This window comes from Candidatus Beckwithbacteria bacterium, from assembly GCA_026397255.1.
GTDB lineage: Bacteria > Patescibacteriota > Microgenomatia > UBA1400 > CG1-02-47-37 > JAPLVF01.
Window position 1 is genome coordinate 122,020 of the sequence record JAPLVF010000013.1, and the last position, 23,514, is coordinate 145,533.

The 23,514-nt window shown below is 38.5% G+C and carries 26 protein-coding genes; 15 read left to right on the top strand and 11 right to left on the bottom strand.

Annotated features, from left to right (window positions below; translation table 11 throughout):
- Positions 1-71 precede the first annotated feature (71 nt).
- Complete coding sequence (locus tag NTZ93_03085) at positions 72-845, top strand: YidC/Oxa1 family membrane protein insertase (GenBank protein MCX6816822.1); 774 nt, start codon at positions 72-74, stop codon at positions 843-845.
- Positions 846-1,463 carry an SPFH domain-containing protein gene (locus tag NTZ93_03090; GenBank protein MCX6816823.1) on the top strand — a complete coding sequence of 206 codons (618 nt, stop codon included), beginning with the start codon at positions 846-848 and terminating at the stop codon, positions 1,461-1,463. It abuts the gene before it with no gap.
- Here the strand turns inward: NTZ93_03090 and NTZ93_03095 are convergent.
- From NTZ93_03095 to NTZ93_03110, 4 genes are read right to left on the bottom strand one after another with little or no spacing between them, the layout of a single operon-like run.
- On the bottom strand, positions 1,460-2,341 hold the full coding sequence (locus NTZ93_03095; GenBank protein MCX6816824.1) for an SGNH/GDSL hydrolase family protein: 882 nt from the start codon (positions 2,339-2,341) through the stop codon (positions 1,460-1,462). The genes NTZ93_03090 and NTZ93_03095 overlap by 4 nt on opposite strands.
- A 24-nt stretch (positions 2,342-2,365) precedes the next feature.
- The gene (gene lon / locus NTZ93_03100) at positions 2,366-4,726 is read right to left on the bottom strand and encodes an endopeptidase La (protein ID MCX6816825.1); all 2,361 of its coding nucleotides are present in this window, start codon (positions 4,724-4,726) and stop codon (positions 2,366-2,368) included.
- 26 nt (positions 4,727-4,752) lie between these two features.
- Entirely contained in the window at positions 4,753-5,394 is a 642-nt protein-coding gene (locus tag NTZ93_03105; protein ID MCX6816826.1) for a triose-phosphate isomerase, read from the bottom strand.
- Between the two features lie 3 nt (positions 5,395-5,397).
- Complete coding sequence (locus tag NTZ93_03110) at positions 5,398-5,799, bottom strand: hypothetical protein (protein ID MCX6816827.1); 402 nt, start codon at positions 5,797-5,799, stop codon at positions 5,398-5,400.
- 18 nt (positions 5,800-5,817) lie between these two features.
- On the opposite strand from NTZ93_03110, the gene NTZ93_03115 reads away from it, so the two are divergent.
- On the top strand, positions 5,818-6,384 hold the full coding sequence (locus tag NTZ93_03115) for a hypothetical protein (GenBank protein MCX6816828.1): 567 nt from the start codon (positions 5,818-5,820) through the stop codon (positions 6,382-6,384).
- Positions 6,381-6,614, top strand: coding sequence for a hypothetical protein (locus NTZ93_03120; GenBank protein MCX6816829.1), 234 nt, complete (start codon positions 6,381-6,383; stop codon positions 6,612-6,614). Before NTZ93_03115 ends, NTZ93_03120 begins: the two co-directional genes overlap by 4 nt.
- On the opposite strand, the gene NTZ93_03125 is transcribed toward NTZ93_03120, so the two are convergent.
- Positions 6,601-8,103 carry a tRNA uridine(34) 5-carboxymethylaminomethyl modification radical SAM/GNAT enzyme Elp3 gene (locus NTZ93_03125; protein ID MCX6816830.1) on the bottom strand — a complete coding sequence of 501 codons (1,503 nt, stop codon included), beginning with the start codon at positions 8,101-8,103 and terminating at the stop codon, positions 6,601-6,603. The two genes, NTZ93_03120 and NTZ93_03125, sit on opposite strands and share 14 nt — an antisense overlap.
- Between NTZ93_03125 and NTZ93_03130 the strand changes: the two genes are divergently transcribed.
- On the top strand, positions 8,104-8,748 hold the full coding sequence (locus tag NTZ93_03130) for a class I SAM-dependent methyltransferase (GenBank protein ID MCX6816831.1): 645 nt from the start codon (positions 8,104-8,106) through the stop codon (positions 8,746-8,748).
- On the opposite strand, the gene NTZ93_03135 is transcribed toward NTZ93_03130, so the two are convergent.
- From NTZ93_03135 to NTZ93_03150, 4 genes are all read right to left on the bottom strand, one after another.
- Positions 8,724-9,170 carry an NUDIX hydrolase gene (locus NTZ93_03135; protein MCX6816832.1) on the bottom strand — a complete coding sequence of 149 codons (447 nt, stop codon included), beginning with the start codon at positions 9,168-9,170 and terminating at the stop codon, positions 8,724-8,726. The genes NTZ93_03130 and NTZ93_03135 overlap by 25 nt on opposite strands.
- Positions 9,151-9,948, bottom strand: a complete 798-nt coding sequence (locus NTZ93_03140) for an inositol monophosphatase (protein ID MCX6816833.1) — start codon at positions 9,946-9,948, stop codon at positions 9,151-9,153. The genes NTZ93_03135 and NTZ93_03140 overlap by 20 nt, the downstream gene beginning before the upstream one ends.
- Positions 9,926-11,026 carry a tRNA 4-thiouridine(8) synthase ThiI gene (thiI, locus tag NTZ93_03145; protein ID MCX6816834.1) on the bottom strand — a complete coding sequence of 367 codons (1,101 nt, stop codon included), beginning with the start codon at positions 11,024-11,026 and terminating at the stop codon, positions 9,926-9,928. Before thiI ends, NTZ93_03140 begins: the two co-directional genes overlap by 23 nt.
- A 265-nt stretch (positions 11,027-11,291) precedes the next feature.
- Positions 11,292-12,401 (bottom strand): fibronectin type III domain-containing protein, encoded by a 1,110-nt coding sequence (locus tag NTZ93_03150; protein ID MCX6816835.1) that lies wholly within the window; start codon positions 12,399-12,401, stop codon positions 11,292-11,294.
- Between the two features lie 131 nt (positions 12,402-12,532).
- Here NTZ93_03150 and NTZ93_03155 point away from each other — a divergent pair, with 131 nt between their 5' ends.
- The 9 genes from NTZ93_03155 (at position 12,533) to NTZ93_03195 (ending at position 19,720) form a co-directional block, all read left to right on the top strand.
- The gene (locus NTZ93_03155) at positions 12,533-12,919 is read left to right on the top strand and encodes a hypothetical protein (GenBank protein MCX6816836.1); all 387 of its coding nucleotides are present in this window, start codon (positions 12,533-12,535) and stop codon (positions 12,917-12,919) included.
- Between the two features lie 16 nt (positions 12,920-12,935).
- Positions 12,936-13,535 (top strand): hypothetical protein, encoded by a 600-nt coding sequence (locus NTZ93_03160; GenBank protein MCX6816837.1) that lies wholly within the window; start codon positions 12,936-12,938, stop codon positions 13,533-13,535.
- Between the two features lie 5 nt (positions 13,536-13,540).
- Positions 13,541-14,377: a DUF5677 domain-containing protein gene (locus tag NTZ93_03165; protein ID MCX6816838.1), complete on the top strand. Its 837-nt coding sequence runs from the start codon at positions 13,541-13,543 to the stop codon at positions 14,375-14,377.
- Between the two features lie 21 nt (positions 14,378-14,398).
- Entirely contained in the window at positions 14,399-15,655 is a 1,257-nt protein-coding gene (locus NTZ93_03170) for a hypothetical protein (GenBank protein ID MCX6816839.1), read from the top strand.
- Positions 15,656-15,823: 168 nt separating this feature from the next.
- The gene (locus tag NTZ93_03175) at positions 15,824-16,636 is read left to right on the top strand and encodes a hypothetical protein (protein ID MCX6816840.1); all 813 of its coding nucleotides are present in this window, start codon (positions 15,824-15,826) and stop codon (positions 16,634-16,636) included.
- A 55-nt stretch (positions 16,637-16,691) separates the two neighbouring features.
- Positions 16,692-17,372, top strand: a complete 681-nt coding sequence (locus tag NTZ93_03180; GenBank protein MCX6816841.1) for a hypothetical protein — start codon at positions 16,692-16,694, stop codon at positions 17,370-17,372.
- Positions 17,373-17,438: 66 nt separating this feature from the next.
- Positions 17,439-18,035: a hypothetical protein gene (locus NTZ93_03185; GenBank protein MCX6816842.1), complete on the top strand. Its 597-nt coding sequence runs from the start codon at positions 17,439-17,441 to the stop codon at positions 18,033-18,035.
- Between the two features lie 57 nt (positions 18,036-18,092).
- The gene (locus tag NTZ93_03190; GenBank protein ID MCX6816843.1) at positions 18,093-18,989 is read left to right on the top strand and encodes a hypothetical protein; all 897 of its coding nucleotides are present in this window, start codon (positions 18,093-18,095) and stop codon (positions 18,987-18,989) included.
- Positions 18,990-19,060: 71 nt separating this feature from the next.
- Positions 19,061-19,720, top strand: a complete 660-nt coding sequence (locus NTZ93_03195) for a hypothetical protein (GenBank protein MCX6816844.1) — start codon at positions 19,061-19,063, stop codon at positions 19,718-19,720.
- Here the strand turns inward: NTZ93_03195 and NTZ93_03200 are convergent.
- Positions 19,686-20,855: a glycosyl hydrolase family 18 protein gene (locus NTZ93_03200; protein MCX6816845.1), complete on the bottom strand. Its 1,170-nt coding sequence runs from the start codon at positions 20,853-20,855 to the stop codon at positions 19,686-19,688. The two genes, NTZ93_03195 and NTZ93_03200, sit on opposite strands and share 35 nt — an antisense overlap.
- A gap of 24 nt (positions 20,856-20,879) precedes the next feature.
- Here NTZ93_03200 and NTZ93_03205 point away from each other — a divergent pair, with 24 nt between their 5' ends.
- Positions 20,880-21,716 (top strand): polysaccharide deacetylase family protein, encoded by an 837-nt coding sequence (locus NTZ93_03205; protein ID MCX6816846.1) that lies wholly within the window; start codon positions 20,880-20,882, stop codon positions 21,714-21,716.
- 1 nt (position 21,717) lies between these two features.
- Here NTZ93_03205 and NTZ93_03210 read toward each other — a convergent pair whose 3' ends face one another.
- Positions 21,718-23,496, bottom strand: a complete 1,779-nt coding sequence (locus tag NTZ93_03210; protein ID MCX6816847.1) for an ABC transporter ATP-binding protein — start codon at positions 23,494-23,496, stop codon at positions 21,718-21,720.
- Between the last annotated feature and the right edge of the window lie 18 nt (positions 23,497-23,514).

Here is a 23,514-nt window from a genome sequence, read left to right on the forward strand (position 1 = left end):
TACCTCTATCACACACCGGGTGTGTGATAAGAAAAGTGGCGGAAAGGCCGCCTTTTTACTACAATAACCATATGGGTTGGTTTACGACCTTTATTTATCAGCCGTTTTTTAATCTATTGGTAGGAATTTACTGGGCTTTAGGGAGGGTGGCGCCGCAATATTTGGACATGGGAAATGCGGTGATTATTTTTACGATAATTTTTAGAATTATCTGGATACCCATCTCTCTTTCTTCCTCTCGCAGCGCTAAAGAACGGCATGAAATCTCGGAAAAATTTTCAGAAATTCAGGCATTACACGCTAAAGATCCTATCAGAGAACGGGAAGAAACGAAAAAATTAATGAGGAGAAACAGAAGAATCATCTTTATGTCCTCGTTCGATATCTTTTTTCAGATAATGGTGATGCTGATGCTTTACCGGATTTTTACCACCGGTTTGGAGGGGGCAGATTTTCATTTGATTTATAAGTGGATGCCAGCGCATCCGGAACACTTTAATTTAACCTGGCTAAACGGCCGGTTTGATTTAACCCACCCGAATGTAACTTTAAATCTCATCAATTCGCTGGTTATTTTTGTCGCCGAAGGACTGTCGGGGTTGCTGTCGCCCTTCCCAACCGGCAGAAGCGAACTATTAACTTTATTTATCTTGCCGATCGGGGCGTTTAGTTTTTTTGCTTTTATGCCGGCCGGGAAAAAATTGTTTGTGATTACCACTTTACTGTTTTCAATTGTAATCATGCTTGCTAAGGCCGTAAAAATTATCTATTATGAATCCAGGGGCAGGCTGAAGAAATTAGCCTACGGCCTAATTATTGATAAACCCAAAGAAGGGGTAAAATAAATGGAGTTTGATAAATTAGTGGTTTCTTTCTTAGCCGATGAGGTGGTCGGCGGATTTTTTGTCAATGTGCCGCCGGGACACGTCGCCTGCATCCATGACTTAGGACGAGGGGTATTAAAAAAAGTTAAGGGTCCGGGATTACATCTTAAAATCCCCTTTTGGCAAAGAGCCAAGCTGTTTAACGCGCAGATTCTGGAATACTTAATCCGGCATGACTTTGATTTAACTTATAAAGAAGCAATGGGCGATGAAGCGATTACCGGCAAGACTTCAGACGGAAAAAATATCCAATTAGAAGGTTCAATCTTATTTAAAATCGATAAAACCCGGGCCAATGAACTGTGGGAAACGATTGGAGAGAATTTTATCAGTAAAATTGTCCGGCCGGTTTCCCGGAGCCGCATCAGAAGCGTTTTATCAGAGGTCTCCTTAAATCAGTTAACCTCTTATCGAACCCAAGTCGAGGAAAAAATCAAAAAAGAGTTGAATAATATTTTTTCCAAATCAGGTATTATTTGCGACGGATTTTTATTATCGGAATTAAAAGATTTAGGAGTTTTGAAAACCACCAGTGATGATAAAGTGATTTTTAAAGAAGAAAAATCAGACGAAAGCTAACGGAAATAATTTAAGATAAGTTTAGCGGTCAGTTCGTGACCAGCCACAGAAGGATGAAGGCCGTCATGACTGATATAGCGGCTATTACCTTCTCCGTCTGGAGATAAACTCGCCTCATAGACATTAATTAAAGGAATGTTTTGGCTGTGAGCAAAGTTAATAAAATTATTCAAATATAACTTAACTGTTTTAGCCTGATCAGCCCGATCATTGGCTGATAAATTTAATCCTTCAATGTTGCCGGCAAAAAGCTTGGAGTTGGGGGCAATGGTGGCCAAAAATATCAATTTCGCGTGACTGTTGTTTCTGACCGTCTCGACAATTTTGCCTAAAGTCAGCCACTGTTTATCCAAATCCTCCTGGGACTGGCTCCCATGATTGTAGGCCATGGACTCAATAATAATAATATCCGGCTGGACAGAGAAGAGAGCCGGAATGGTTTGGCCTAAATATTGATAATCATTATTTAACCGATGCAGGCCAAATTCTAAGTTGGTAGCGCCGGCGCCGTAATTGAAAATTTGAAAGGCGGCGGCGGGAAAATAGCGACTGAGCTCCTGCTGTAATGCCGGAAACCCCGGACCGGCAGTATCGATCATGGAATCACCTAATAGGGCAATTTTATATTCCCCTTTGAGTTGGTTATTGGTTTTTGGCTCAACTTCTGGTTTAGTTGAGGGAACACGAGGAATTTCGATTACTTGGGCTTGGATAGTTCCGGCCGGAATCACAATCTGTAAAGGCACTGAAGTATCTTCACTGCTACTGCTTAATGGGGATAAAAACGCCGGTTGATTGACAGAAAAGCCGCCGACTGAAAAAACGCCGACAATCAGGCCTAAAGAAAAAATAAAGCCAGCCTTTTGCCAGTAAGCCATGATGCAACCATCTTAACCTTAAAGTCAGACGAAGGCTAATTTAAGCACTTCATCCAGGTGGGAAACGAATTCAAACTTAATTTCTTTTTTAACTTTAGCGGGAAGTTTGTCTAAATTTTTCTGATTGTCTTTCGGTAAAATTACCATGGTGATGCCGGCACGATGAGCGGCGATGACTTTTTCTTTAACCCCGCCGATTTCCAGGACCCGGCCCCGAAGGGTAATTTCACCGGTCATGGCGACAGTTTTTTTAACTTTTTTCTTAGTTAAAGCGGAAATAACGGCGGTGGCCATGGTAATACCGGCCGACGGACCGTCTTTAGGCACCGCCCCCTCAGGCACATGAATATGGATATCCACGGTTTGATAAAAATTCTTGTTGAGTTTTAGCTGCTGCCAGCGGGAACGGACATAAGAGATGGCGGCTTGAGCAGATTCTTTCATCACTTCGCCTAAATGACCGGTAAGGGTAATTTTGCCTTTGCCGGGAACAATCGCTACTTCAATAAATAAAACATCGCCGCCGGCTTCGGTCCAAGCCAGGCCGGTAGCCACACCAATATCATCTTTTTGTCCGGCCAAAACAGGAGAAAATGCTTCCGGGCCAAGATATTCAAATAAATTTTTAGGGATAACTTTAAAGGGACCACGTTTTTTAAAGGCAATTTTCTTGGCAATTTTGCGAAAAACCTTAGAGATTTCTCTTTCTAAGCCGCGAACGCCGGCTTCATGAGTGTAGCCGGAAATAATTTTTTTCAAACTTGATAAGGGTAAAATCGCCTGTTTTTTAGTCAGACCGCTGGCATTTAAGCTTTTATTGATCAAGTATTTTAGGGCAATTTTTTCTTTTTCATCAGCGGTATAACCGGAAAAATGAATTACTTCTAAACGGTCTCTTAAGGACGGCGGGATCGTATCTAAAATATTAGCTGTGGTGATAAACATCACCTGGGATAAATCAAAAGCCACTTCCAGATAGTGATCGGAAAAATCTTTATTCTGCTCGGGGTCCAAAGCTTCCAATAAAGCGGCCGAGGGGTCACCGCGAAAATCTGCCCCAACCTTGTCAATTTCATCCAGCATAAAGACCGGATTATTGGTCCCGGCGGTTTTAATCCCCTGAATAATCCGGCCGGGCAAGGCACCAACATAAGTGCGGCGGTGGCCGCGGATTTCGGCTTCGTCGCGAATACCGCCTAAAGAAACTTTGACAAATTTACGATTTAAGGCCCGGGCAATCGAACGGCCAATCGAGGTTTTACCAACTCCGGGAGGGCCAACGAAGCAAAGAATCGTCGGTCCGGCCGGAACAACAGATTTATTAGCGCCCTGACGTTGTTTTTTCAACTGGAGCACGGCTAAATATTCCATAATTCTGTCTTTAACTTCTTCAAGACCATAATGATCGGCTTCGAGGATACTCTCAGCCTTATTCATACTGACATTATTGGGACTACCAACACTCCAGGGCAAGCCACAAAGCCAATCCAAATAGGTACGAATATAGCCTGTTTCTGGATTATACATATGCATTTCTTCCAGACGGTTTAATTCTTCCAAGGCTTTTTTGTTTGCCTCATTAGGCATCTTGGCGGCGGTGATTTTCTCCCGATATTCTTTAATGTCTTTATTTTCACTGTCATCGCCCAGTTCTTTTTGAATGGTTTTTAAACGTTCGCGCAAAACAGTCTCCCGCATGTTTTTATCGAATTTCTTCTGGGTTTTAGTATTAATATTGCGTTCAATTTCCAAAATTTTTAATTCCTGCGAGAGGTGGTCGGAAACTAATTCCAAACGTTTTTTCACCTCCAGAGTTTCCAAGAGAAACTGTTTTTGACTGGTAGAAATATCCAGATTGGTGGCAATTTGATCAGCCAGCTCGGAAGCGGAAACCCCGCTCATTACCCGCATAAACATGAAAAAATCGACGGATTTACCCATATTGACGGCTTGTTTATAGTTATTGCTAACCAGCTTCAGCAAAGCCGTAACCTCATCAGATTCTTCGGTAATTTCCGCTAATTCTTCCACTTCGCCAACTAAAAAAGGTTCACTGGCAGTTAAACTGTTAATTTTGACCCGGACTAAACCCTTGACCAGAGCGTTAATTTCCCCATCGGTCTTTAAAATTCTTTCCAGGCTGCAAAGCGTCCCGATTGTATAAATATCGTTTACCCCCGGTTCGGCAACTTCAGGGTTTTTTTGCGCCACGAAAACAATTAATCGATCGGTGCGAAAAGCGGCCTCGACACCGGCACTACTTTTGGCCCGGCCAAAAGTCAAGACCGACTCACTGTGAGGAAAGACAACCCCTTCACGCAAGGGCACAAGCGGAACAACCCTTTTGGTTGGTTTATTCTGGTGCGGACCTAAAAGAATAGCCATAATTTAGCAGTATAAACAAAAGAGTGCTAACGGTCAAGTCCCAGTATTAATTCTTTTAGAGTTTGTTCCTGATTATCTGATTTGGCAAATTCGGAAGCGACTAACACTCCGGCACCGCCGGCGGCTAAAGCTTTTTGAACATGGAGTTTGTTTCTAATTCCCCCGCCGATAATTAAAGGTGCCTGAGCCACTTGAACGGCTTTTTTAATTAAAGCCTCATGGGCATCAATCATAGCGACCGGCCCGCCAATCAGCCGGGGATCTTCAAAAGCGATAAAATCAGGTTTTAAGGTGTTAAATTTGGTAATCATGGCCAAATCGGATGCCATTAACATAAATTTGAGCCCTACCTTCCGGCAAAAAGCCGTGGTTTTGATAATAGTTGACCAATCAAGCAGGTGTTCGGCGTGATTTAATAACACCCCTGAGGCTCCGGCAAATTTTAAACTTGCTGGTGCCTGCCAGCCGGTAAATTTTCCAGACTCAACCGGGTCGGCGTGCTGGGCCCAGATTTCTAAATCAGGCAAAGCTTGCTTAACCTGGTAAATATCCACAGCCTGAAGACAAGGAATTACAAGTTTGTCTGCCAGTTGGCGGATCAGACGGCAAAGTTTAAGAGTATTCTCCCCGCAGGTTTGGCGATAAATCTTAAAATTAAGAAAAATCATATTTTATTGACATTTAATTTCTTTAGCGACATTACAAATGTCTTCCTCTAAAAGATTTTCGCAGGCGCCGATTTTAATCTTTCTTACCTGTTGGGCCGGAAACTGCCTAATTTGAGTAGTGGTAGTTTCTAAAATCTGGGTAATTTCCTGCTTGACTGCCTGGCTAATTGCCTGACTAACCTCCTGGGGAGTTAGATCTTTTAAATTGTTTAAATTCAGAGGCTGGGGAGATTCACCGGAGGAGACAAGGCTGCCCTGAACACCTTTAATTAAACTTGAAGTGGCCAGATTTTTGGGAAAATCAGGATAATACTGCTTAATAACGATGTATAAACCAAAAGCACCGAAAGCAAACCAGGCCAATTTCAGTAAATTTTTCGGCCGGAAAATTTTTAACAAAAACATTGATTTATTGTAACATCCATGCTAATTTTAGGATACATGAGAAGGTTGATAATTATTTTGGCTTTATTCCTGATTAGTGCGACCCCGGTATTGGGTCAAAAAGAAGCTTCCGAAACAGGCAAAAATCGCCTCTTAATACAGCAAGAAAACCAGGCATTTAAAGAAAAAGTAAAAACAATTAAAGATCAGAGGAAACAAAAAATTGCGGAGAGAATTAATCAGCAGCTGGCTCATATCAATGACCAGGCGACTAAAGCCATGACTAATGTATTAGACCGAATGACTCAACTGTTAGAAAAACTGTCCAGTCGAGTGGCCAAACTTAAAGAGCAAGGCAAAAATACAACCGCAGCCGAAGCAGCAATTGCTAAGACCCAAGATTCAATTACCGCCACTAAGGCGGCAGTGGAAGAGCAAGCTAAAAAAGTGTACGTAATTGAATTCACTGAAGAAAGCGGTTTAAAGGTTGGCGCATCCCAAGCAAAAACCAGCTTAAGGGTAGACTTAAAAGCTCTGCGAGAAAAAGTCCAAACCACCAGACAAATGTTGGTTGATGCCCTTAAAGCCGTAAAGAATAGTTTATGAAAAAAATATTTTTTATCACAATAGTTTTAAGTTTAGGAATTATTTTGTCCGGTTGCTTGCCAAAAAAAGTTGATGAAACAACAACAATTGGACAACCGGAATCAACTCAACAAGAACAAATTAACAATGATGATTCTGTGGAAACCATCGAAAAAGAGATAGATCAAACAACTGTGCAAGATTTTGACAAGGAGATTAACACTCTGGATTCGGATATCAATCAATTGTAAGCGACTGATAAAGTTGCCTGTCAATAAAGCCCAAACGGCGGTAATACTCACGGGTGCCGACGCTAGAGATAACCCTAACTCTTTGATATTTAAATTTTTTAGCAATCTGGGCGGCTCTCATTATTAATTTTTTACCTAAACCAGCGTGCTGTACCCGAGCCTGGCCACCTAAAGCCAAAGCCTGACCATAAACATGAAGTTCGCGGATCATGGCCGTAGTTTTATTTTTAGGTAATGACAAACGCAAGAAAGCGCATAGTTTATTTTTTTCCGTCACCCACTGCAAAAACTTCTCTTCGCCGACTGAAGTCTGATAAGAGATAATTTTTAGGGTTAAATTTTTCCAAGGCTCGTTCCTGATTTCCCGAAAGCGGATTTCTTTAATCTTATTGGTGGTTTTTTGCTCGACTAACTGACGTAAATTACTGGTTTTGTTACCACTAACAATATCCGAGGCAGAAAAATCGCGGATCATCCGGGAAACACGGCAGTAAGGCGGCACGAGCGGCAAGGTTTGAGTTAAAACTTTGATTAATTCTGATTGAGTATAAGGCCGCCATAAATTTTTTTGATAATATAGATAGAGTGGGGCGGATTTAATTAAGCTACAAGGGTAGATTTTTAATTCATCCGGCCGAAAATTTTTATCGCTAAATAATTTTTTAAAATCAGCAATATCTGTTTTAGGGGTGGCGCCGTATAAGTTAGCCATCCAGTGGGCCTGAATTTTAAAACCATATAAACGCAGTAATTTAATTGCCTTTTTGGTGGCGGCCACGGTGTGCCCGCGCTGATTCAATTTTAAAATGCGATCACTTAAACTCTGAATACCGATTTGAACTTTGGTACAACCTAAGTGGCGAAAACGAATTAATTCTGGCTTGGTAATCCAATCCGGGCGGGTTTCCAGACTTAAACCAACACAGCGGTTGGTGGCGGTTTCGTTGATTTTTTGCGCTACAGCTAACGAAACAGACTTTTGACCGTTAAGGGCTTCAAAACAACGCTTAATAAACCAGATTTGATAAGCTCTGGGGTAAGCTGACCAGGTACCCCCTAAAATGATTAACTCGATTTTGTCAGTGGGATGACCGTTAGCCTGATAGGTTTTTAAACGGGAAATCACTTGGCGGTAAGGGTTAAATTGGTTGGCAACTGCCCGCTGGCCGCCGGGCTCGTTCGGCAAGTAGCTTTTGGGCATCCTGGGATCATTAGGGCAATAGAGACAGCGGCCGGGACAAGGATAGGGCTTAGTTAAAAGCGTGACCGGAACCACGCCGGATAAGGTGCGGACCGGCTTAGCCACCAAAGAAGGAGGATAATTAAAATATCTTAAACCGCTAATCACCTCCGCTTTAGTAAAAAGTGTGGTTGCAGTTTTGGGGAAACGGCGCAAAACCTGGTCGTAATTTTTGCCAGCCGCCAATTCCTTAATTAAAGGCTGAAGTTTTTTCTCATAGGTTTTTGGGTTAAAATCAAATTTAGCCATATGGATTTAAATAAATTAAACGAAAAGTTTTACTTAAAAACCCAAGAGTATTTTAACACTTCCCGGCAGTTTTACTGGGAAGGGTGGAAAAAGCTCTTGCCTTACCTGCCTCGCCGGCAGGCGGGCCTACAGGGAGAGAACCTGCAGGTATTGGACCTGGGGTGTGGCAATGGCCGGTTCGGCAAATTCTTGGCAGAACATAAAAATATTGATTATATTGGCATTGATAATAATCAGTATTTACTGGATCAGGCGAAAAAATCTCTACCGCAGGCAAAATTGATAAAACAAGATTTACTGCTCCCCTGGCCGGTGAAAGAAAAATTCGATTTAGTAGCAATTTTAGGAGTAATGCACCACTTATCTGAACTTGATCGCGCGCCGCTGCTCCGGCGCGCTGCCGCTTGTTTAAAATCTAACGGAGTTTTATTTTTAAGTTTCTGGCAATTTAATCCGGCCAAAGGAAAATCAATTGGCAACCATGATTATCTTTTACCCTGGCATTTAGGCGTAGACGCCGAACGCTACTGCCATCTTTACAGTCAAGAAGAAATTAATAAATTAATTAAGCCGCTTAAATTAAAATTGCTTGATAACTTTATCGCCGACAAGAACAACCGCTATTTGGTGCTTAAAAACTGTTGAATAATCTCTAAATGGTCAAAGGCAAAAGATTTAGCCGGAGGAAGCTTGTCTAAATCAAACCATTTAATTTCACTGACTTCATGATCATGACCGCCGAGCTTTTTAAGCGGTTTTAGTAAATAAACTAAGGAAACGTTTTGACGGTTTAATTCGTGAGGCCGCTGAGGATTGTCATTAACCATAAATAGCTTGATTACTTTGGCCTCATAACCGGTTTCTTCGCGGATTTCGCGCACTGCCGCCTGAGCCCCAGTTTCATTCAAGTCTAAAAATCCACCCGGTAAAGCCCACTTACCGGTCTCCACCCACTTGCCGCTGCGTTTAACCAGAAGAATTTGGTTATCTTTTACTAACAGCATATCCACCACCATGTGGCGCAAAAAAACTTTTTTCTTTGATTTTTCAAAATAACAGGTGATCATAAAGCTGGTTGGCCAAATTTTCCGAGCCGATGACCATTGAATACTGATATGTTTTCAAATTATCGGTGCCTAGATTGGGTGGAGCGGAAGTGTATTTTATTGTTAACCCGGCTTCCTGACACAATAAAATGATGGCGCCAATATCCCAAACTGCCTGGTTAACAAACACCCCGGCATCAATCCGACCTAAGGCAATATTGACGCCGTGAAAAACACAACTACCATAACTGCGGGGGACGGAAGAAACGTGACAAATCTTAGCAAAAACCGCTTGCTTTTCTTCGGCTGAACCCACCATTGAGTAAACCAGCAACTTTTGTTTTAAGCGGTTAAATTTGGGTTTAATTTTTTTCTGATTCAGAAATATACCACCGCTTTTAAGCGCATGAATGATTTCATTGGATATCGGGAAAGAAGCTAACGTATAAACCGGCTGGTTTTTATACCACAAGGCAATAGAGACAGCAAAAACCGGAATTTTATTGGCAAAATTTAAAGTGCCGTCAATCGGATCAATTATCCAGTTATATTCCGGCCGGACATTAACGCCGGTTTCTTCACCGATAAAACCGGCCTGAGGCAGAATTTTTTTCAAGGCTTTTTTTAAGAAATTTTCTATCTGACTATCAAGATGGGTAACAACCGAGACTGACAGCTGAGGACTGGTTTTATAGCTAACTTTATTAGTCTTAGAAAAACCCAGCCGCAGCCGCTCGTTAATTGAGGGAATTAACTTAACTACCTGCTGGTGAATTTTAGAGAGAGATAATTCGGACATCTGTGGTTATTTGATTAATAATCTGGTCTATTTTAATCTTTTTTTCTAATATTTGTATCCGGGAAAAATTAGCCTTGATGGCTGGGTGAGTAGAGATAAGCGAGCAACAATCTTTGTAAGGTTTAATTGTTTCTTCATACAGGCCAATACCTTTCACTAAAGCGATAATGTCTTTTTTGTCAGTACCGATTAGGGGGCGAAAAATGGGAATTTTGACAGCCTCATCAACGCTACAGATATTTTCCATGGTTTGAGAGGCCACCTGACCTAAACTATCACCCAAAACTAAAGCCTGGTAGCCGTATTTTTTAGCCAAGATTTCCCCCACTCTGGCCATCAACCGGCGATAAACCACTAATTCCTGCGGTTCATCACGACTAGTTAAATCTAAAACAGCCATTTGAAAGGGTAAATACGAGGCCAAATAAATATTCTGGGATAAGGTCAGGCCGGACAATTTATCAACGATTGTTTTAATTTTGCTTTGCAGAACTGTCTTTGAATCAGGAAAAACATGAAAGTGTAAGAAATCCACCTGCGCTCCCCGCTTGGCTAATAAATACGAGGCGGCAATCGAGTCAAAGCCGCCGGATAATAAAGATAAAACTTTGCCGGAAGTGGCAACCGGCAGGCCACCTGGTCCGGGGATTTTTTGGTTAAAAATAAGCGTCTGATTATTAAATTCAGTAATGTAAATTGTTTGTTGGGGATGAGATAAATCGACTTTTATCTTTTTCTTGGTTCTAATCACATCGCCAATGGCCACTTCTAAATGACGGTGGGCTCTGACACTAAAAGTTTTTTTAGAAACGGCCATTTGTAAAGCAATTTTAGAAATTGATTCCAGGTTATTGGTTGACTCTTGAACCGGAGCAAACCAGGCAATGCCAAAAACGTTTTTTAATTTATCCAAGTCAATGTTTTCGCCGGAAATCATAATCTGTTTTTGCCCTTTAATTATTTGAAGTGAGGGATTTTTCAAGGCGATTTTAATATTGGTAATCAACCGGTTTTCAAAAAACGGCCGATTACCGCCTTTTAGGCCAATTTCGGCATAACGAACGAGAATTTTTTGCATATTAGTTTATTTTACTCTCAAAGCTGCAAAATCTGTTAAAATAAGCTATAAAACTGCCGGATGGTGAAATGGCATCACAGGCGGCTCTGAACCGCCTATTCCAAGTCCGAATCTTGGTCCGGCAACACTACTGGACGGAAAGCGACCGTAAGCTCTTAAATAGGTTGATGGCACTTGCTAAACCTCTACTTTGTTTTTAGGAGTTTCGGACCGTCCCCCTTATTGTTCAGGGTCCTAAATATTTTTCTTCAGACAATTTTTGAACTTAATTATTCTTTTTTCGTCTTATGAAGAAAATGTAGCCTGCTGCAAGAAGCGTGATTCCTATTCCAAAAAAGATTATATTTTTGCGACTACGACTTCCTTGGGAAACTGGGGAAATTGTGGGCGCTGGAGAAGAAGTTGCTTCTTTACCCAGCACTTCTCCCGCGGCTGAAACTGTTTCACCAAGCACTCCTGGAGCAAAACCTTCCGGAACCTCATTTATTACTTGACCATAAACATCGGTTGATAGCTCATTGGAAAAATCGCCTGGCATACAATTATTACCGGCCCTAACTTTGAAAAAATATTTAATTCCTGACGACAGTCCTTTTACTGTATAGGATGTTGTATTATTTCCACCAACATTTGGATTTCCATAAAGCATTTCTCCGGATTTAGTTCCAAATGCAATTAAGTAATAAGTTACCGGGTCCTTTGCTTTCGACCAGATTAAGGTAACTTCATTTGATCCACCTTGAATTATGGAAACAAGAGAAGGAGCGCTTCCAGGTTTTTCATCAGAACATACAGAAGAAGTAGAAGTTGTTGTTGTTCCCACTACTTCCCCTCCGCTACTTGTGTTATTTTCAGTCGCAAAACTTTTTTCATCACCAACTACCTCTGGTGAACCATGTGAAATTACACGGTAATAATAGGTAGTTTCTGCGGTGAGCCCACTGATTGTCACAGAATGTGAAGTAACTTTTGGAGAATTATCTGCTTCTATTGTAGAGTTAGCATAGCCATAGTTTGGAGCAATATCCAATACAGCGTGAGAAACAGTATCGTAAATCACTCTACTGGTACTTTGATGGTCAGTAGTCCAAACTATTGTTATGCTCGTTTCACTTGGTGCGTTAGTGGTTTCCTGTGAGATTGTGGGAGGTGGATTAACAGTAATGCTAATAGTGGCCGTATTGCTGTCAATCGTCCCGTCATTAGCTTTAAAGGTAAAAGAGTCTGTACCAGTGTAGCTGGCGGTTGGAGTGTAATCCACCTGGCTATCAGTCAAATTGCTTAAAATGCCATGGGAAACTCCGGAAACAATTGAGATCCAAAAAATAATTGATAAATTATACCTTAAAAAAAGGTAAGCAATGGTAAAAATCACTGACCCCTTTATTGATAAAATGGCTCCCTCTATCCAAAAAAAGGCGAAAGAAATTTTAGTTTATTGTAAAAATGATATTGTCAGAATTAAAAGAGAAAGGCCTAGAAGAAAAAAGCCAATAAATATTAAAAATGACCATTAAAAAAGAGTCAGCCGAAGAATTTATCAAAAGAAAAGGAAACCTTTTTAAAAAACATAACACTATTCAAGTTAAAGATATTGGTAGGACTGGGGTTCATTATTTTATCCGTGAAGCTTGGACGTTTTTAGCACAGAGTAATCTTAAGGAAAAAGTGTTTGTTATCGAACGATTAAGAAAAGAGTCGACTATAGGCAAACTGGCTTATGATAACTGGAAAAAAGGAGACATTGAATACAGAATCGGTTACTACATCGTAGGTAGAGTTGGTCGCGCCAAAGGGAAGTGGATTTGGGGGCAGTTTTGTCCAATGATTCCTCAAAACGATTTAGGTAAATTATTGGACAAAGCTCGGAAAGAAAGAACAATTATTTACTAATTTGAACTAGGATTATATGCCTTTATCTGACAAAGCTATTCAAGAATATAAGGATATTTTTAAGAAAAAGTATGGTAAGGATTTATCTGATGCTGAAGCCAAAGAACAAGGAGAAAACCTATTAGGATTTTTTGAGCTTTTGTTTAAAATGGCCGAAAAGGAATATTTAAGGAAACAGAGACTTAAAAGAGAAAAAATTAAGGGATTTTTCCTTGATGCCGATGAAGGAGCTTATTCTTGCGGGATTTGTGGAGAAAATTACCCCGGAAATAATATTTGGTGGAACCCAAAAGGATTAAAATGCCGAGATTGTTGGAGAAATATTAAAAATAGAGTAATCCCCGATTTGAAATATAAACATGATCATAATGAAGTTTGGATTCAAGATTGGCAAATAAAATACGACTATGGCGTTCACCCATCAACAGCAAGAAAACTTAGTCGAGAAGGATTGCTTCATGGGAGAGATTTAAAAAGAGAAAACGGAATGACTTACTGTACGATTTATTTGGTGAAAGAAAATAAAGGGTTTTTAAAGAAATATCCGAAGAAGCCGGCAATTAAAGTTAAATTTGTTAATCCCGAGATTAATAAAACAATGCAACAAAAAACATAAGTTCTATGCATTTTAATAAACGCCAGGAAGAATTAATTTCAGAGTATAAAAAACTTTTACTTTTTGGTTATCAAAAAATAAGCACAATCGGTCTAAATATTAAAAAAACTAGAGTAAGGAAAAGAGTTCTATATTTCATGATGGGTGCGATGCAAAATTTTTCTGAAAGTATATTGAAATTATTAGGTTCAATACCAATTTATGAAAGACCTGGAGAATCTCTATTAAGATCTCAGTTTGAATTATTGCTAAACGTAAGGTTTATTTATTCGGGCAGAACAGAAGAAAATGCAAGATTATTTCTTTCGGATTTATTACTAGAATCTATTAGCTTTGCAAAAAAACATCATAGGCTATGGGACAAATATCCCAAATGGGATCTAACTTTCGGATCAATAAAAAAACCGTGTGATTGGGACAAATTTATCTTGGGAAGTTTATATGATCTACAAAAATATAGAGAAAGGCACGGTGATAATAATGTTAATAAGCTACCCAGCTTATACGATAGAACTTTACAAATAGATAAATATCTTAAAAAGATAGGTACATTCTCCGAAAACAACAGCGCTGAGAAATATTATATTTACTATTATCAATTTTTTTCTCAAGCAACTCATTTAAATATGTCAGGGTTGCAAAGATATTTGAGAAGTAAAAAAGATATTTTAAAGGAACCCTTTTTTGATATTGATTCAAAACCTGAAGATGCTGAAAGAATATTGGCAGTTAGCTATCAAGCCTATTTTGTAATGCTTCGTCATTTTTTACAGGTATTTAATAGTTTTGATAGCCATGAATTAAAGTTTTTTAACAAATATTCAAAAAAAATAGCAAAATAAAGAATTATCTTTAAAAAAATTATGGGTCCAACGATAATATTTGATAAATCGTTCCTTCAAAGTATAAGCGTTGATGAATCCGTATTTCTTCAACAGTTTTTTATAACCAACGTAACCCCACTTTTTTATGTAGAGACTCTAGGAGACCTTGATTTAGGAAAACACAAAAGCGGGAAACCAATCACAGAAATTATTAGTGCACTAGCAATAAAAGTACCATCAACTAGTGTTGCGCCAAATATTCATCATAGAAGATTAATTATGGGTAATTTAATAGGCATGGACGTTGAAATGGATGGCAGAATTATTCGTGAAGGTGGTATCGAGAAAGTTGATCCTGACGGAAACGTTGGTATTCACTACTCTGAATCTCAAGAGGAAATGGCCTTAAATAGATGGCATAAAAGAGAATATTTTGCTGTTGAAAAATTATTTTCTAAATCATGGAGAAATATGTTATCAAATCTAACCTTTGATCACATATTAGGAATCATTAAAAATCTTCTACCTAATAATGAAAAGTTATCAAATTATTCACAAGTAAAAAAATTCGTAGATAAATTTATCACAAAAACAAAGATCGAGCTTTTACTTTATCTCGTTATTGAATTTTCAGGGATTAACCAAAATTATTATCATAAAGCATTACAAAGATGGCGTAGAGAATCTATTTCGGATTTTGAGAAATTTGCCCCTTATGCAGCATATGTTTTAAAAATCGACTTGTTTTTCTACATTTGCATGTTTCTTGGCTTGGAGTCGAAAAATCGTCCAAGCCATAAAATCGATCTAGCCTATTTATATTATTTACCTTTTTGTAATGTTTTCGTATCAAGCGATAAACTACATAAAAGAATTGTTAATTTTTTTTTGAGAAAAGATCAAATTTTTGTAGATGGCCCAGACTTTAAAAGAGGCTTAAGTAAATTAAATGAATACTACTTGCATTATTTAGATCAAATTAATAAAGAAGGATTTATGAGATTTGCCCCTCAGCCTCCAAAAGATTTAGACAATACCGTTTCTAAAATATGGGACAAAATATTTCCTAATTGGAGAGGAACAAAGCTAGATAAAATAAAAGAGAGAAATCCGGAAGAAGAAAAAATATTATTAGAAAAGTTAAAAAGAATTCAGAAAGAATCAATTGTAGTTGATAGAAAAACACCTATGGATGACATTCATCACATTATCGAAACACATAAAGTTCTGGTTCAAAAAGGAAAATGGAGAATTCTTCCCGAGGGAATAGAAAATAAAAAGTCACAAAATAAATAATATATCAAACTATATCAGCAATATTAAAGACGTCCCTTTTTATACTGTCTCATTTGTCTCATTTAGTCTGGGGATGATACACTATGGGAGTTTAGTTATAGCGACTTAATGGTCCCAGACCGGACCGCTCAACTAATACGAGCAAAATTAATAAAAAAACAAAATTATATGGGTAATACATTAATTACTTACAAACAAAAATTAAATCTTAATAATGGATTTGTTATTAATATTAATGAATTTAAACGTATTTATAGGGCTGTAGAGGAAACAATCAAAAATACCTCGGAATACAAAAAAGATATCAGTATCTACTCAAGCATAGAAGGTGAAACAAGTGCCGGAGATATAAAAGGACAATCTTTTGAAGATTTTCTAAATGAAATTATAACTCGACAGCTTGAGCTACAGTCTGTCAGAATATATCTGAGTTATAGTACTTATTCAAAAGAAAATCCCTATTCCTATACAATCGACATGTATTTAGGAAGAGCTTTTGGTAACCAGATAAATCTGAGTGGATCAGACGAAAAATGGGTTTTAGATTCAAAAGACAAACTTGAATTCACTTTTAGCAAGGTATCTCTATACCCCAAAGCTAAAAAGCCATTACCAACTAGATTAGTTGACTTTATATTTAATGGTAAGTTGGTAGTTACGGCGTGGATAATGGTGATTTTCTCTCTTTTGTTTTCGAAATTTTTCCCAAACATTTATTATGCCTGGATAAGTTCGTTTATTATCGCATATGCGTTAATGGGTGTAGCTACATTGGCGCTTATTAACCAAGGAGACAAAACTCCAATCGCAAAATTCATGTTTGTAAATAAAGAAAAGCAGGCTACCAAAAAGTCAATTGTTGATTATGCTGTGAAGCAGCCGAGAATAATTCAAATAATCCTTTTCATTTTTGCTTTGGTAGGTTTTATTTCTGCGATATTTACAATAATAGACATTGCTAAAAGATATAACTGGATATAGTTATTTAGTTATTTATAAGGATAGAATGGTCCGAGATCGGGCCACTCAACTAAATATGAAATTAAAAGTGGGATACTACAATGAAGAATACAATCTAAAAGAATTCTATGAATTGAAGAAGAAGAATTTTTGGATTGTAATTGTTGTTTTATTATTAACCTTTTTAATAGTTACTTTTAAACTACTCCCAAATAATTTTACGGCGGTTTTAATTTCCTTTGTTGCTGTCGGTGTAATATCTGATTTATTGATAAATATGATTGTGGGTAATATTTGGAGCCGTAAGTCTTTAAGAGATGTTGATGGCGTTCAAAAATATCTATCTCCATTAGAACAGGTGTCTTGGTTACCCAGAATAATTGGTATTTTTGAACGAATAATCTTTACGGCTAGTTTTATTATGCAAAAACCTGAATTCATTGGTATTTGGTTAGGTTTGAAAGTTATTGGAAGCTGGAAAGACAATTCTCCTGAAAATCTGGAGAAAGAAAGAAAGAAAAAAGAAAAAGGGGAAAAAGTAATTAAACTCTGGCGCATAAGAGAGAATATTTTTCTTATAGGGACAGCTTTATCACTTTTTTCGAGTTTTTTCGCATCCTACATATATTCACAAATAATTCATTTAACCAATTCTTTCGATAATAAATCTATCCATCTTCAGAAAAAAATTATGTATTTACAACATAATTATTATCATTTTCCAGCGTACGATAATTTTTCAAAATCAGAAAAATAAATTAGTCATAGACCAACTAGTTAAGTAAATTTGAGACAAATACGGAGATTGTCTTTAAATTTGAATATGCAACAATATATATGGGGAACATGCCAAACGAAAAAATATTCAATATTAGAAGTAAGCCAATCACAAAATCAAATAGTTATAAGGCCAATTGGAACAAAAACACATTTAACTTTACACAAGCTCGATGTTAAAAAGGAAACTGATCAGTACTGGATAGTTAAATATCAAAATTCTCCACTTAAGTTATATAAAAATTCGTATGCGCCTATATCATTTAGTTGGAATAGTTCAGCAATTAGAGGAGTCTGGTCAGATTTAATAGTAGATGTGGCAAGGAAAAGTGGATTTTTAAATCCGGAAAAACACGCCACCTCTTCTCAAGGTTTATTAGTTAAATGTGTAAACACAATGGGTTACGATATCGGTACAACTAGAATAGAATTGAATCATAGCTCTATCAAGGCAAAATATCTTAAACAGGCTGATAAGATCGCTGAATTAGATCTAAAAAATACTAAATTTATGGTTAGGATAATTCTTTCAACTCCAGATAATGAATATAAAAACAAGTCAGATTGTTCATTTGAAACTAATTTAGGTAAATTATTTATTGTTAATGAAGAGGTACCAGTTATCAGGATAAAACGGTCCTAGACCGAACCGCTCAATAAATAGGTACTTAATACACCTAAAATTTGATATTATAAAAATATGAATATAAATATAAGTATAAATACAAATAAAAATCAACTTTCCCTGACCCCATTGGAAATTGCATCTAACAAACTTTTTGCAGTTTTGCTGGCCTTGTCCACTCTCATGTATTTTTTAAATATATTTACTCTCCCGACAATCATTATCTATATAGTGTTTGTCTTTTTCCTCTGGTTCGGTAAAAAATATCGCCTGTTTGCCAACATTATTTTTTTAATTTTCGCTATAGGTGTTTATTTTATCCCAATTACGCCCATTGGCTGGGGGCTTTTCCGCATGCTAAAAGAACTTCGACTTGGCGATGTTGATTTTAATTTTGCCTTAATTTTTTACCTTGCCGCACTTATTTTTATTTCTTTTTCGGTTAGAAATGTTTTAGGCAATATTTTCGCTTACTTTAAAACCAGCACCGCGTCGCGTAATGTTTATTATTTTATTTCTCTAGTTATTGTTTTGGCAACACTCTTAGCTTATCCGTTTTTGGATAGCGTAAAGTTACGCGATCAATCTTTTCCAGCACAAGGAACCGGAGATCTGAGTACAATTGTCATACGACAAACACTTACTTTTATAGATCGTTATCATAAAGAGGACGGTTTCACTTCGAGGTTTGATTCTTCCACTAAAAAATATGTTTACCGTTTGCGATTACTTGAGCCATTAAATAAAGACCTTCAATTTACAAAAGTTGAAACTGACGGCGAAAAAATTAATTTTACAACTGATAACCGGGTAAAATGTTTGAATTGTCAAAAGGATATGGGCAATCCCTACGGCTTAGTTTTCCCGGCTGGCAAAGACATTGATTTCATCATCTCCAGTGACCAGTTGATTAGGACAATAAATTTCACTGAGCAGGAAAATAAGCTGGCTGAATTTGTTTTTTGGAAATAATTTCGGAGGATAAAGTTTGCAAACTACACTTATAATGATATTAAGGGTCCAGACCGGACCGCTCAACTAAGATGAAATTTTTTAGATATTTGCTGGCGTTTTTAACTATCTTAATTTTTATTTTGGCCATTTATTTTGGGTTTTTTAAGACGAAAAATAAAGAACACACGATTCTTTCACCGATCGCAGAAGTAACTACCCAAAAAACTTCAAATTTCTCACTAGAAAAAGCACCAACGGAATCACTTAAAGGAAAAATTGTGACTATGACAGGAGAAATTAGCTGGCAGTCAAGAACGGCAACTGAGGCAGCCAGAATTTTTTCGCCCAGCGAAATTCAACAAGGAGAGAAATTAATTACCGGAGAAAAAAGCAATTTAGCTTTGGTTTTTACAGAGGCCTGTTCGGTAACACTTTCGGAGAAAACAGAAATGGAGATTGTGCAAACTCTTCCGGCCAATATAGTTTTTTCCCAAACTAACGGGACTGGCGAATATGTTAAAACAGGTGGTTATCCTGTGACTATCAGGGTGATGAACCTTTTGGCAGAAGAGGATGGTGATATGATCGTCTCTATTGATCCAAAAAAACCGATTATTAGCTTGACTCTAAGGTCAGGAAAAGCGACGGCGGCCTTTAATGATTTAAATTATGTCAGTCATGAAATGACAGTGGTTGCCGGACAAACTTTTATTTTCAATTATGATACGCGGAAAGGGGTTCTAAAATAGTTTCTCCCTCGTACCCTAAAGCCCAAAGAGCAATGCCGCCAAGGGAATTTTGTTTGGCTAACTCAGTTTTATACTGGATGGCCGCTTTATCCGGATAAAAAATTTGGTAATAAGTTTTAGTTGTCTGGTCCTCATAAATAAAGTGGCTTTCTTTATCAATTTGGTCAAACTGGGCACTGCAAGTAGCACAGTCTGCCAACAAAGTCTCCGCCCGGACATTGCTGATAATAAAGCCTGTTCCCGGAATAATTGCCGAGCGGGGAACATTGCCGATGGCTTCCCAGCCGTAGCCATAAAGAGGAATGCCTAAAATAAGTTTTTTGGCAGGCATTATTTTAAGAGCCGCCTCAACTGCAGCTTGAGTGTCGAATTCGGAAACCACTCCTGCCCCCTCTCCCGGAGCCACCGGTCCGGTGACATAAGAACCGATGTAGTGATAGTCATAAGCCATGAGAATTACTTTATCAACCAGCGAAGCCAGGATAGCCGGATCGGAAAGGTTTGTTTCTTTGACAAAAGCAAAGGCAGTAATATCAATAGACAGGCTTTTTACTTTTTTAGGATCGAGGTTGCTTTTGACTGCTTGAACAAAACGGGTAAATTTTACCCGGGCTGCAGGAGAGGCATCTTGAGTCTGTTCAATGTCTAAATTTAAATCAGTAAAACCATAATTCTCCATTATGGGAGTAACTGCTTCGACTAAATTTTTAGCGCTGGCTTCCGGATCAGCCAGCAGATTATTTATGGTTTCGTCATCAACGCTGAAGACAGCCAACGAAAGCTTAACTTTTTTTTCTTTGGCGCTATTAATGAAAGGGTCAATTTTGCCGCTGGTGAGGGCTAAATAGCCGGGTTCACTTTCTCCGGGATTGGTATATTTTTGAATGGTCCCGTCACCGGCAACGGTCAAGCTAAAATAGGTCAACGTAGTAATATATTTTGAGTAATCGTTTTGGGCCCGGCTGACCAACCAATAAGGCAGGAAACCGACAACTTCCCGACGGGGAATGACAATATTAACCAATGAGACTTTTTCGCCGGAGATTTTTGGCAGGAAGTAATTATAAATTGTCAGATATCCGGCAAAAATTACGGCGATTAAAATTAGAAAGATTAAGACGCTTTTTCGCTTCATCAAAAGAAATTATATAATACTTTAATGAAGAGGACCTTAATATTTATTTTATTACTAGTAATCGCTGGGGGGATTTTGGGGGTAGTAAAATATTTCTCTCAGCGTAAGACTGATTTCCAAGCCGCAACTGCACATCAACCAAAAATCCCCTTTCAAAAACTAATCAAGGAGTCAGAAACGGTAAAAGTGCCGATCCTCATTTATCATTACGTGGAATATGTCAAAGATGAAGGAGACACAATCAGAAAAAGCCTGAACATCACGCCGAATATTTTTGAAAAACAAATTCAGACACTTTTAGATAATTCTTATTCTTTCATTTTTATCGATGAGCTGGCGGATTATCTGGATGGCAAGGTCAAATTAGCGCCAAAACCGATTATTTTAACTTTTGATGACGGCTATGAAGACTTTTATACCGTGGTTTTGCCAATATTAACAAAACATAACGTCAAGGCGACGGTTTATATTGTGCCGGGATTTTTGGACAAACTAAATGCGATGACGAGTAAACAAATTCAGGAAGTAGCTAACAGCGGCCTGGTGGAAATTGCCTCGCACACAGTTCATCATATCAATCTTAAATATGAGTCGGCTAAAATAGCCGAAGCAGAAATTATCGACAGTAAAAACAAACTGGAACAGCTAATTGCCAAAAGGGTGAATAATTTTGCTTACCCTTACGGCGGTTTTAATGAAGAAACAATCAAATTGCTTAAGGAAGCGGGGTACCGAACGGCGGTGACGGATACAAACGGCAGTTACCAATCTGAAGTTAATCGCTATTATCTTTATCGTCTGCGTCCAGGAGCCAAAACCGGCAAAGAGTTAATCGACTGGTTGGAGAGTTTGGAAAAATAAATCAGTGTAAATCGTATTTGGCGAGAAGTTTTTGGTTACCGGCAATTTGGTAGCGCAAGAGTTCGGAATAAACCCCGGGTTTTTGGGCTAATTCACCCGGAGTGCCAACATTAACCAATTTCCCTTCATCAATCACCAAAATTTGGTCGGCGGCCTGAATGGTGGAGAAGCGGTGGGCAATAATAATCACTAATTTATCTTTCATTAAATTTTCCAGAGCAGATTGAATTGTGCTTTCAGACTGAGAATCAAGGTTGCTGGTAGCTTCGTCCAAAATTAAAATCGGTGAGTTGCGCATAATCGCCCGGGCGATTTGAATCCGCTGTTTTTGGCCGCCGGAAAGCTTAACTCCCCGTTCGCCGATTTCGGCATCTAATTTGCCTGGCAATTGCCTCACAAAATCATAGGCATTGGCTTTTTTTAAAGCAGAAATAATCGCTTCATCTGAGGCTTTAGTCAGTCCATAGCTGACGTTTTCCCGGACAGTGGTAGAAAACAATTCATTATCCTGGAACACCAGAGAAATATGGCTACGGATCTGTTGGTGGGTCAATCGGCTGTAAGGTTGATTGTTTAAATAAATCTCGCCGGAAGCCGGCTGATAAAATTTTAAAACCAAGTTGATAATGGTGGATTTGCCGGCGCCGGAGTGACCGACTAAGGCAATAGTTTGACGGCCGGGAGTCGAAAAACTTAAATTGTGCAAAACTTCCTGACCGTCAGCCGAGTAGCGAAAAGAAACTTTATCAAAACGCAGGCTGGGGGGTTTAATAATTTTGACCGGCGGCAAAGGCAACAGATTTAATTTTTCTTCTGACTCTAAATCCATAACTTCAAAATATTCCTTAGAACCGCTTTCCGCCGCCTGAATTCTTTCCAAAATAAAACTCATCGCAAACAACGGCCGGCGCATCAGGTTAATCAACTGTAAAATCAAAACCATTTCGCCTAAAGTTAATTTGCCGGTAAAAGTTTGGCTGAAAGTAATCAGAGAAATTAGGACTAAAACCAGCTCGAGGCTAAATTCACGGATAAAATTAATGATGTGATAAGTAGTGGATTGACGGTCATAAATTTCGTTAACTTTGGCCAGGATTTTGGAAACTAATTTCCATTCCAGCGCCTGGGCCATAAAACCCCGGACCAAACGAATATTGCTGATGACTTCGCTGATGCGGCCGCGGGCAATATCTTCCAGTCGGTTTTTTTTAACTTCTTCTTTGCCCCATTTTTTGGTCGAGTAATTACTCATTAAGATATAGGCAGGAAAAATCAGAAAGGCGAGCAAGCCGATCGGCCGGCTGTAATAAAACAGAATCCCGACGGTAAAAATGCTTTGGAAAATGGCCGGCAAAACAAAGTTGGTGAACATCCCCATAAAATCCTGAATGGATTGGATGCCGCGGATAAGTTGATTTAAGATTTTTCCGGAAATCTCCGAGTCAAAATATTTTTGGGGCAGGGTAAAAACGTGCGAGTAAAATTTTTCGGTTAAAAAACGGCGCAAACGACTGTTAATGTAGTCGCCAAAACGCATACTTAAGGAATCAAGCAGGGAAGATAAAAGATTAACTACCAATAAGCCCAACATTAACAGGCTGACGGTTTGAAGATTGCCGTTATGGGTAGTAATCTCTTTTTGAATGTTATCAACGATAAATTTTATAAAAAACGGTTGGACCTGCTGCAAAACAGACATCACTAAAACCAACAAGCTTAAAAGCAAAGTCAGCCGATACAAAGGTTTGGATAAGGCGATAATTTTGCGGATGTTCTTCATAAGAAAGATTTTATAAGG

Coding starts and splice junctions, on each gene's coding strand:
- NTZ93_03085 (MCX6816822.1), top strand. CDS start 72: ATGGGTTGGTTTACGACCTTTATTTATCAGCCGTTTTTTAATCTATTG.
- NTZ93_03090 (MCX6816823.1), top strand. CDS start 846: ATGGAGTTTGATAAATTAGTGGTTTCTTTCTTAGCCGATGAGGTGGTC.
- NTZ93_03095 (MCX6816824.1), bottom strand. CDS start 2,341: ATGGCTTACTGGCAAAAGGCTGGCTTTATTTTTTCTTTAGGCCTGATT.
- lon (MCX6816825.1), bottom strand. CDS start 4,726: ATGGCTATTCTTTTAGGTCCGCACCAGAATAAACCAACCAAAAGGGTT.
- NTZ93_03105 (MCX6816826.1), bottom strand. CDS start 5,394: ATGATTTTTCTTAATTTTAAGATTTATCGCCAAACCTGCGGGGAGAAT.
- NTZ93_03110 (MCX6816827.1), bottom strand. CDS start 5,799: ATGTTTTTGTTAAAAATTTTCCGGCCGAAAAATTTACTGAAATTGGCC.
- NTZ93_03115 (MCX6816828.1), top strand. CDS start 5,818: ATGCTAATTTTAGGATACATGAGAAGGTTGATAATTATTTTGGCTTTA.
- NTZ93_03120 (MCX6816829.1), top strand. CDS start 6,381: ATGAAAAAAATATTTTTTATCACAATAGTTTTAAGTTTAGGAATTATT.
- NTZ93_03125 (MCX6816830.1), bottom strand. CDS start 8,103: ATGGCTAAATTTGATTTTAACCCAAAAACCTATGAGAAAAAACTTCAG.
- NTZ93_03130 (MCX6816831.1), top strand. CDS start 8,104: ATGGATTTAAATAAATTAAACGAAAAGTTTTACTTAAAAACCCAAGAG.
- NTZ93_03135 (MCX6816832.1), bottom strand. CDS start 9,170: ATGATCACCTGTTATTTTGAAAAATCAAAGAAAAAAGTTTTTTTGCGC.
- NTZ93_03140 (MCX6816833.1), bottom strand. CDS start 9,948: ATGTCCGAATTATCTCTCTCTAAAATTCACCAGCAGGTAGTTAAGTTA.
- thiI (MCX6816834.1), bottom strand. CDS start 11,026: ATGCAAAAAATTCTCGTTCGTTATGCCGAAATTGGCCTAAAAGGCGGT.
- NTZ93_03155 (MCX6816836.1), top strand. CDS start 12,533: ATGACCATTAAAAAAGAGTCAGCCGAAGAATTTATCAAAAGAAAAGGA.
- NTZ93_03160 (MCX6816837.1), top strand. CDS start 12,936: ATGCCTTTATCTGACAAAGCTATTCAAGAATATAAGGATATTTTTAAG.
- NTZ93_03165 (MCX6816838.1), top strand. CDS start 13,541: ATGCATTTTAATAAACGCCAGGAAGAATTAATTTCAGAGTATAAAAAA.
- NTZ93_03170 (MCX6816839.1), top strand. CDS start 14,399: ATGGGTCCAACGATAATATTTGATAAATCGTTCCTTCAAAGTATAAGC.
- NTZ93_03175 (MCX6816840.1), top strand. CDS start 15,824: ATGGGTAATACATTAATTACTTACAAACAAAAATTAAATCTTAATAAT.
- NTZ93_03180 (MCX6816841.1), top strand. CDS start 16,692: ATGAAATTAAAAGTGGGATACTACAATGAAGAATACAATCTAAAAGAA.
- NTZ93_03185 (MCX6816842.1), top strand. CDS start 17,439: ATGCAACAATATATATGGGGAACATGCCAAACGAAAAAATATTCAATA.
- NTZ93_03190 (MCX6816843.1), top strand. CDS start 18,093: ATGAATATAAATATAAGTATAAATACAAATAAAAATCAACTTTCCCTG.
- NTZ93_03195 (MCX6816844.1), top strand. CDS start 19,061: ATGAAATTTTTTAGATATTTGCTGGCGTTTTTAACTATCTTAATTTTT.
- NTZ93_03200 (MCX6816845.1), bottom strand. CDS start 20,855: ATGAAGCGAAAAAGCGTCTTAATCTTTCTAATTTTAATCGCCGTAATT.
- NTZ93_03205 (MCX6816846.1), top strand. CDS start 20,880: ATGAAGAGGACCTTAATATTTATTTTATTACTAGTAATCGCTGGGGGG.
- NTZ93_03210 (MCX6816847.1), bottom strand. CDS start 23,496: ATGAAGAACATCCGCAAAATTATCGCCTTATCCAAACCTTTGTATCGG.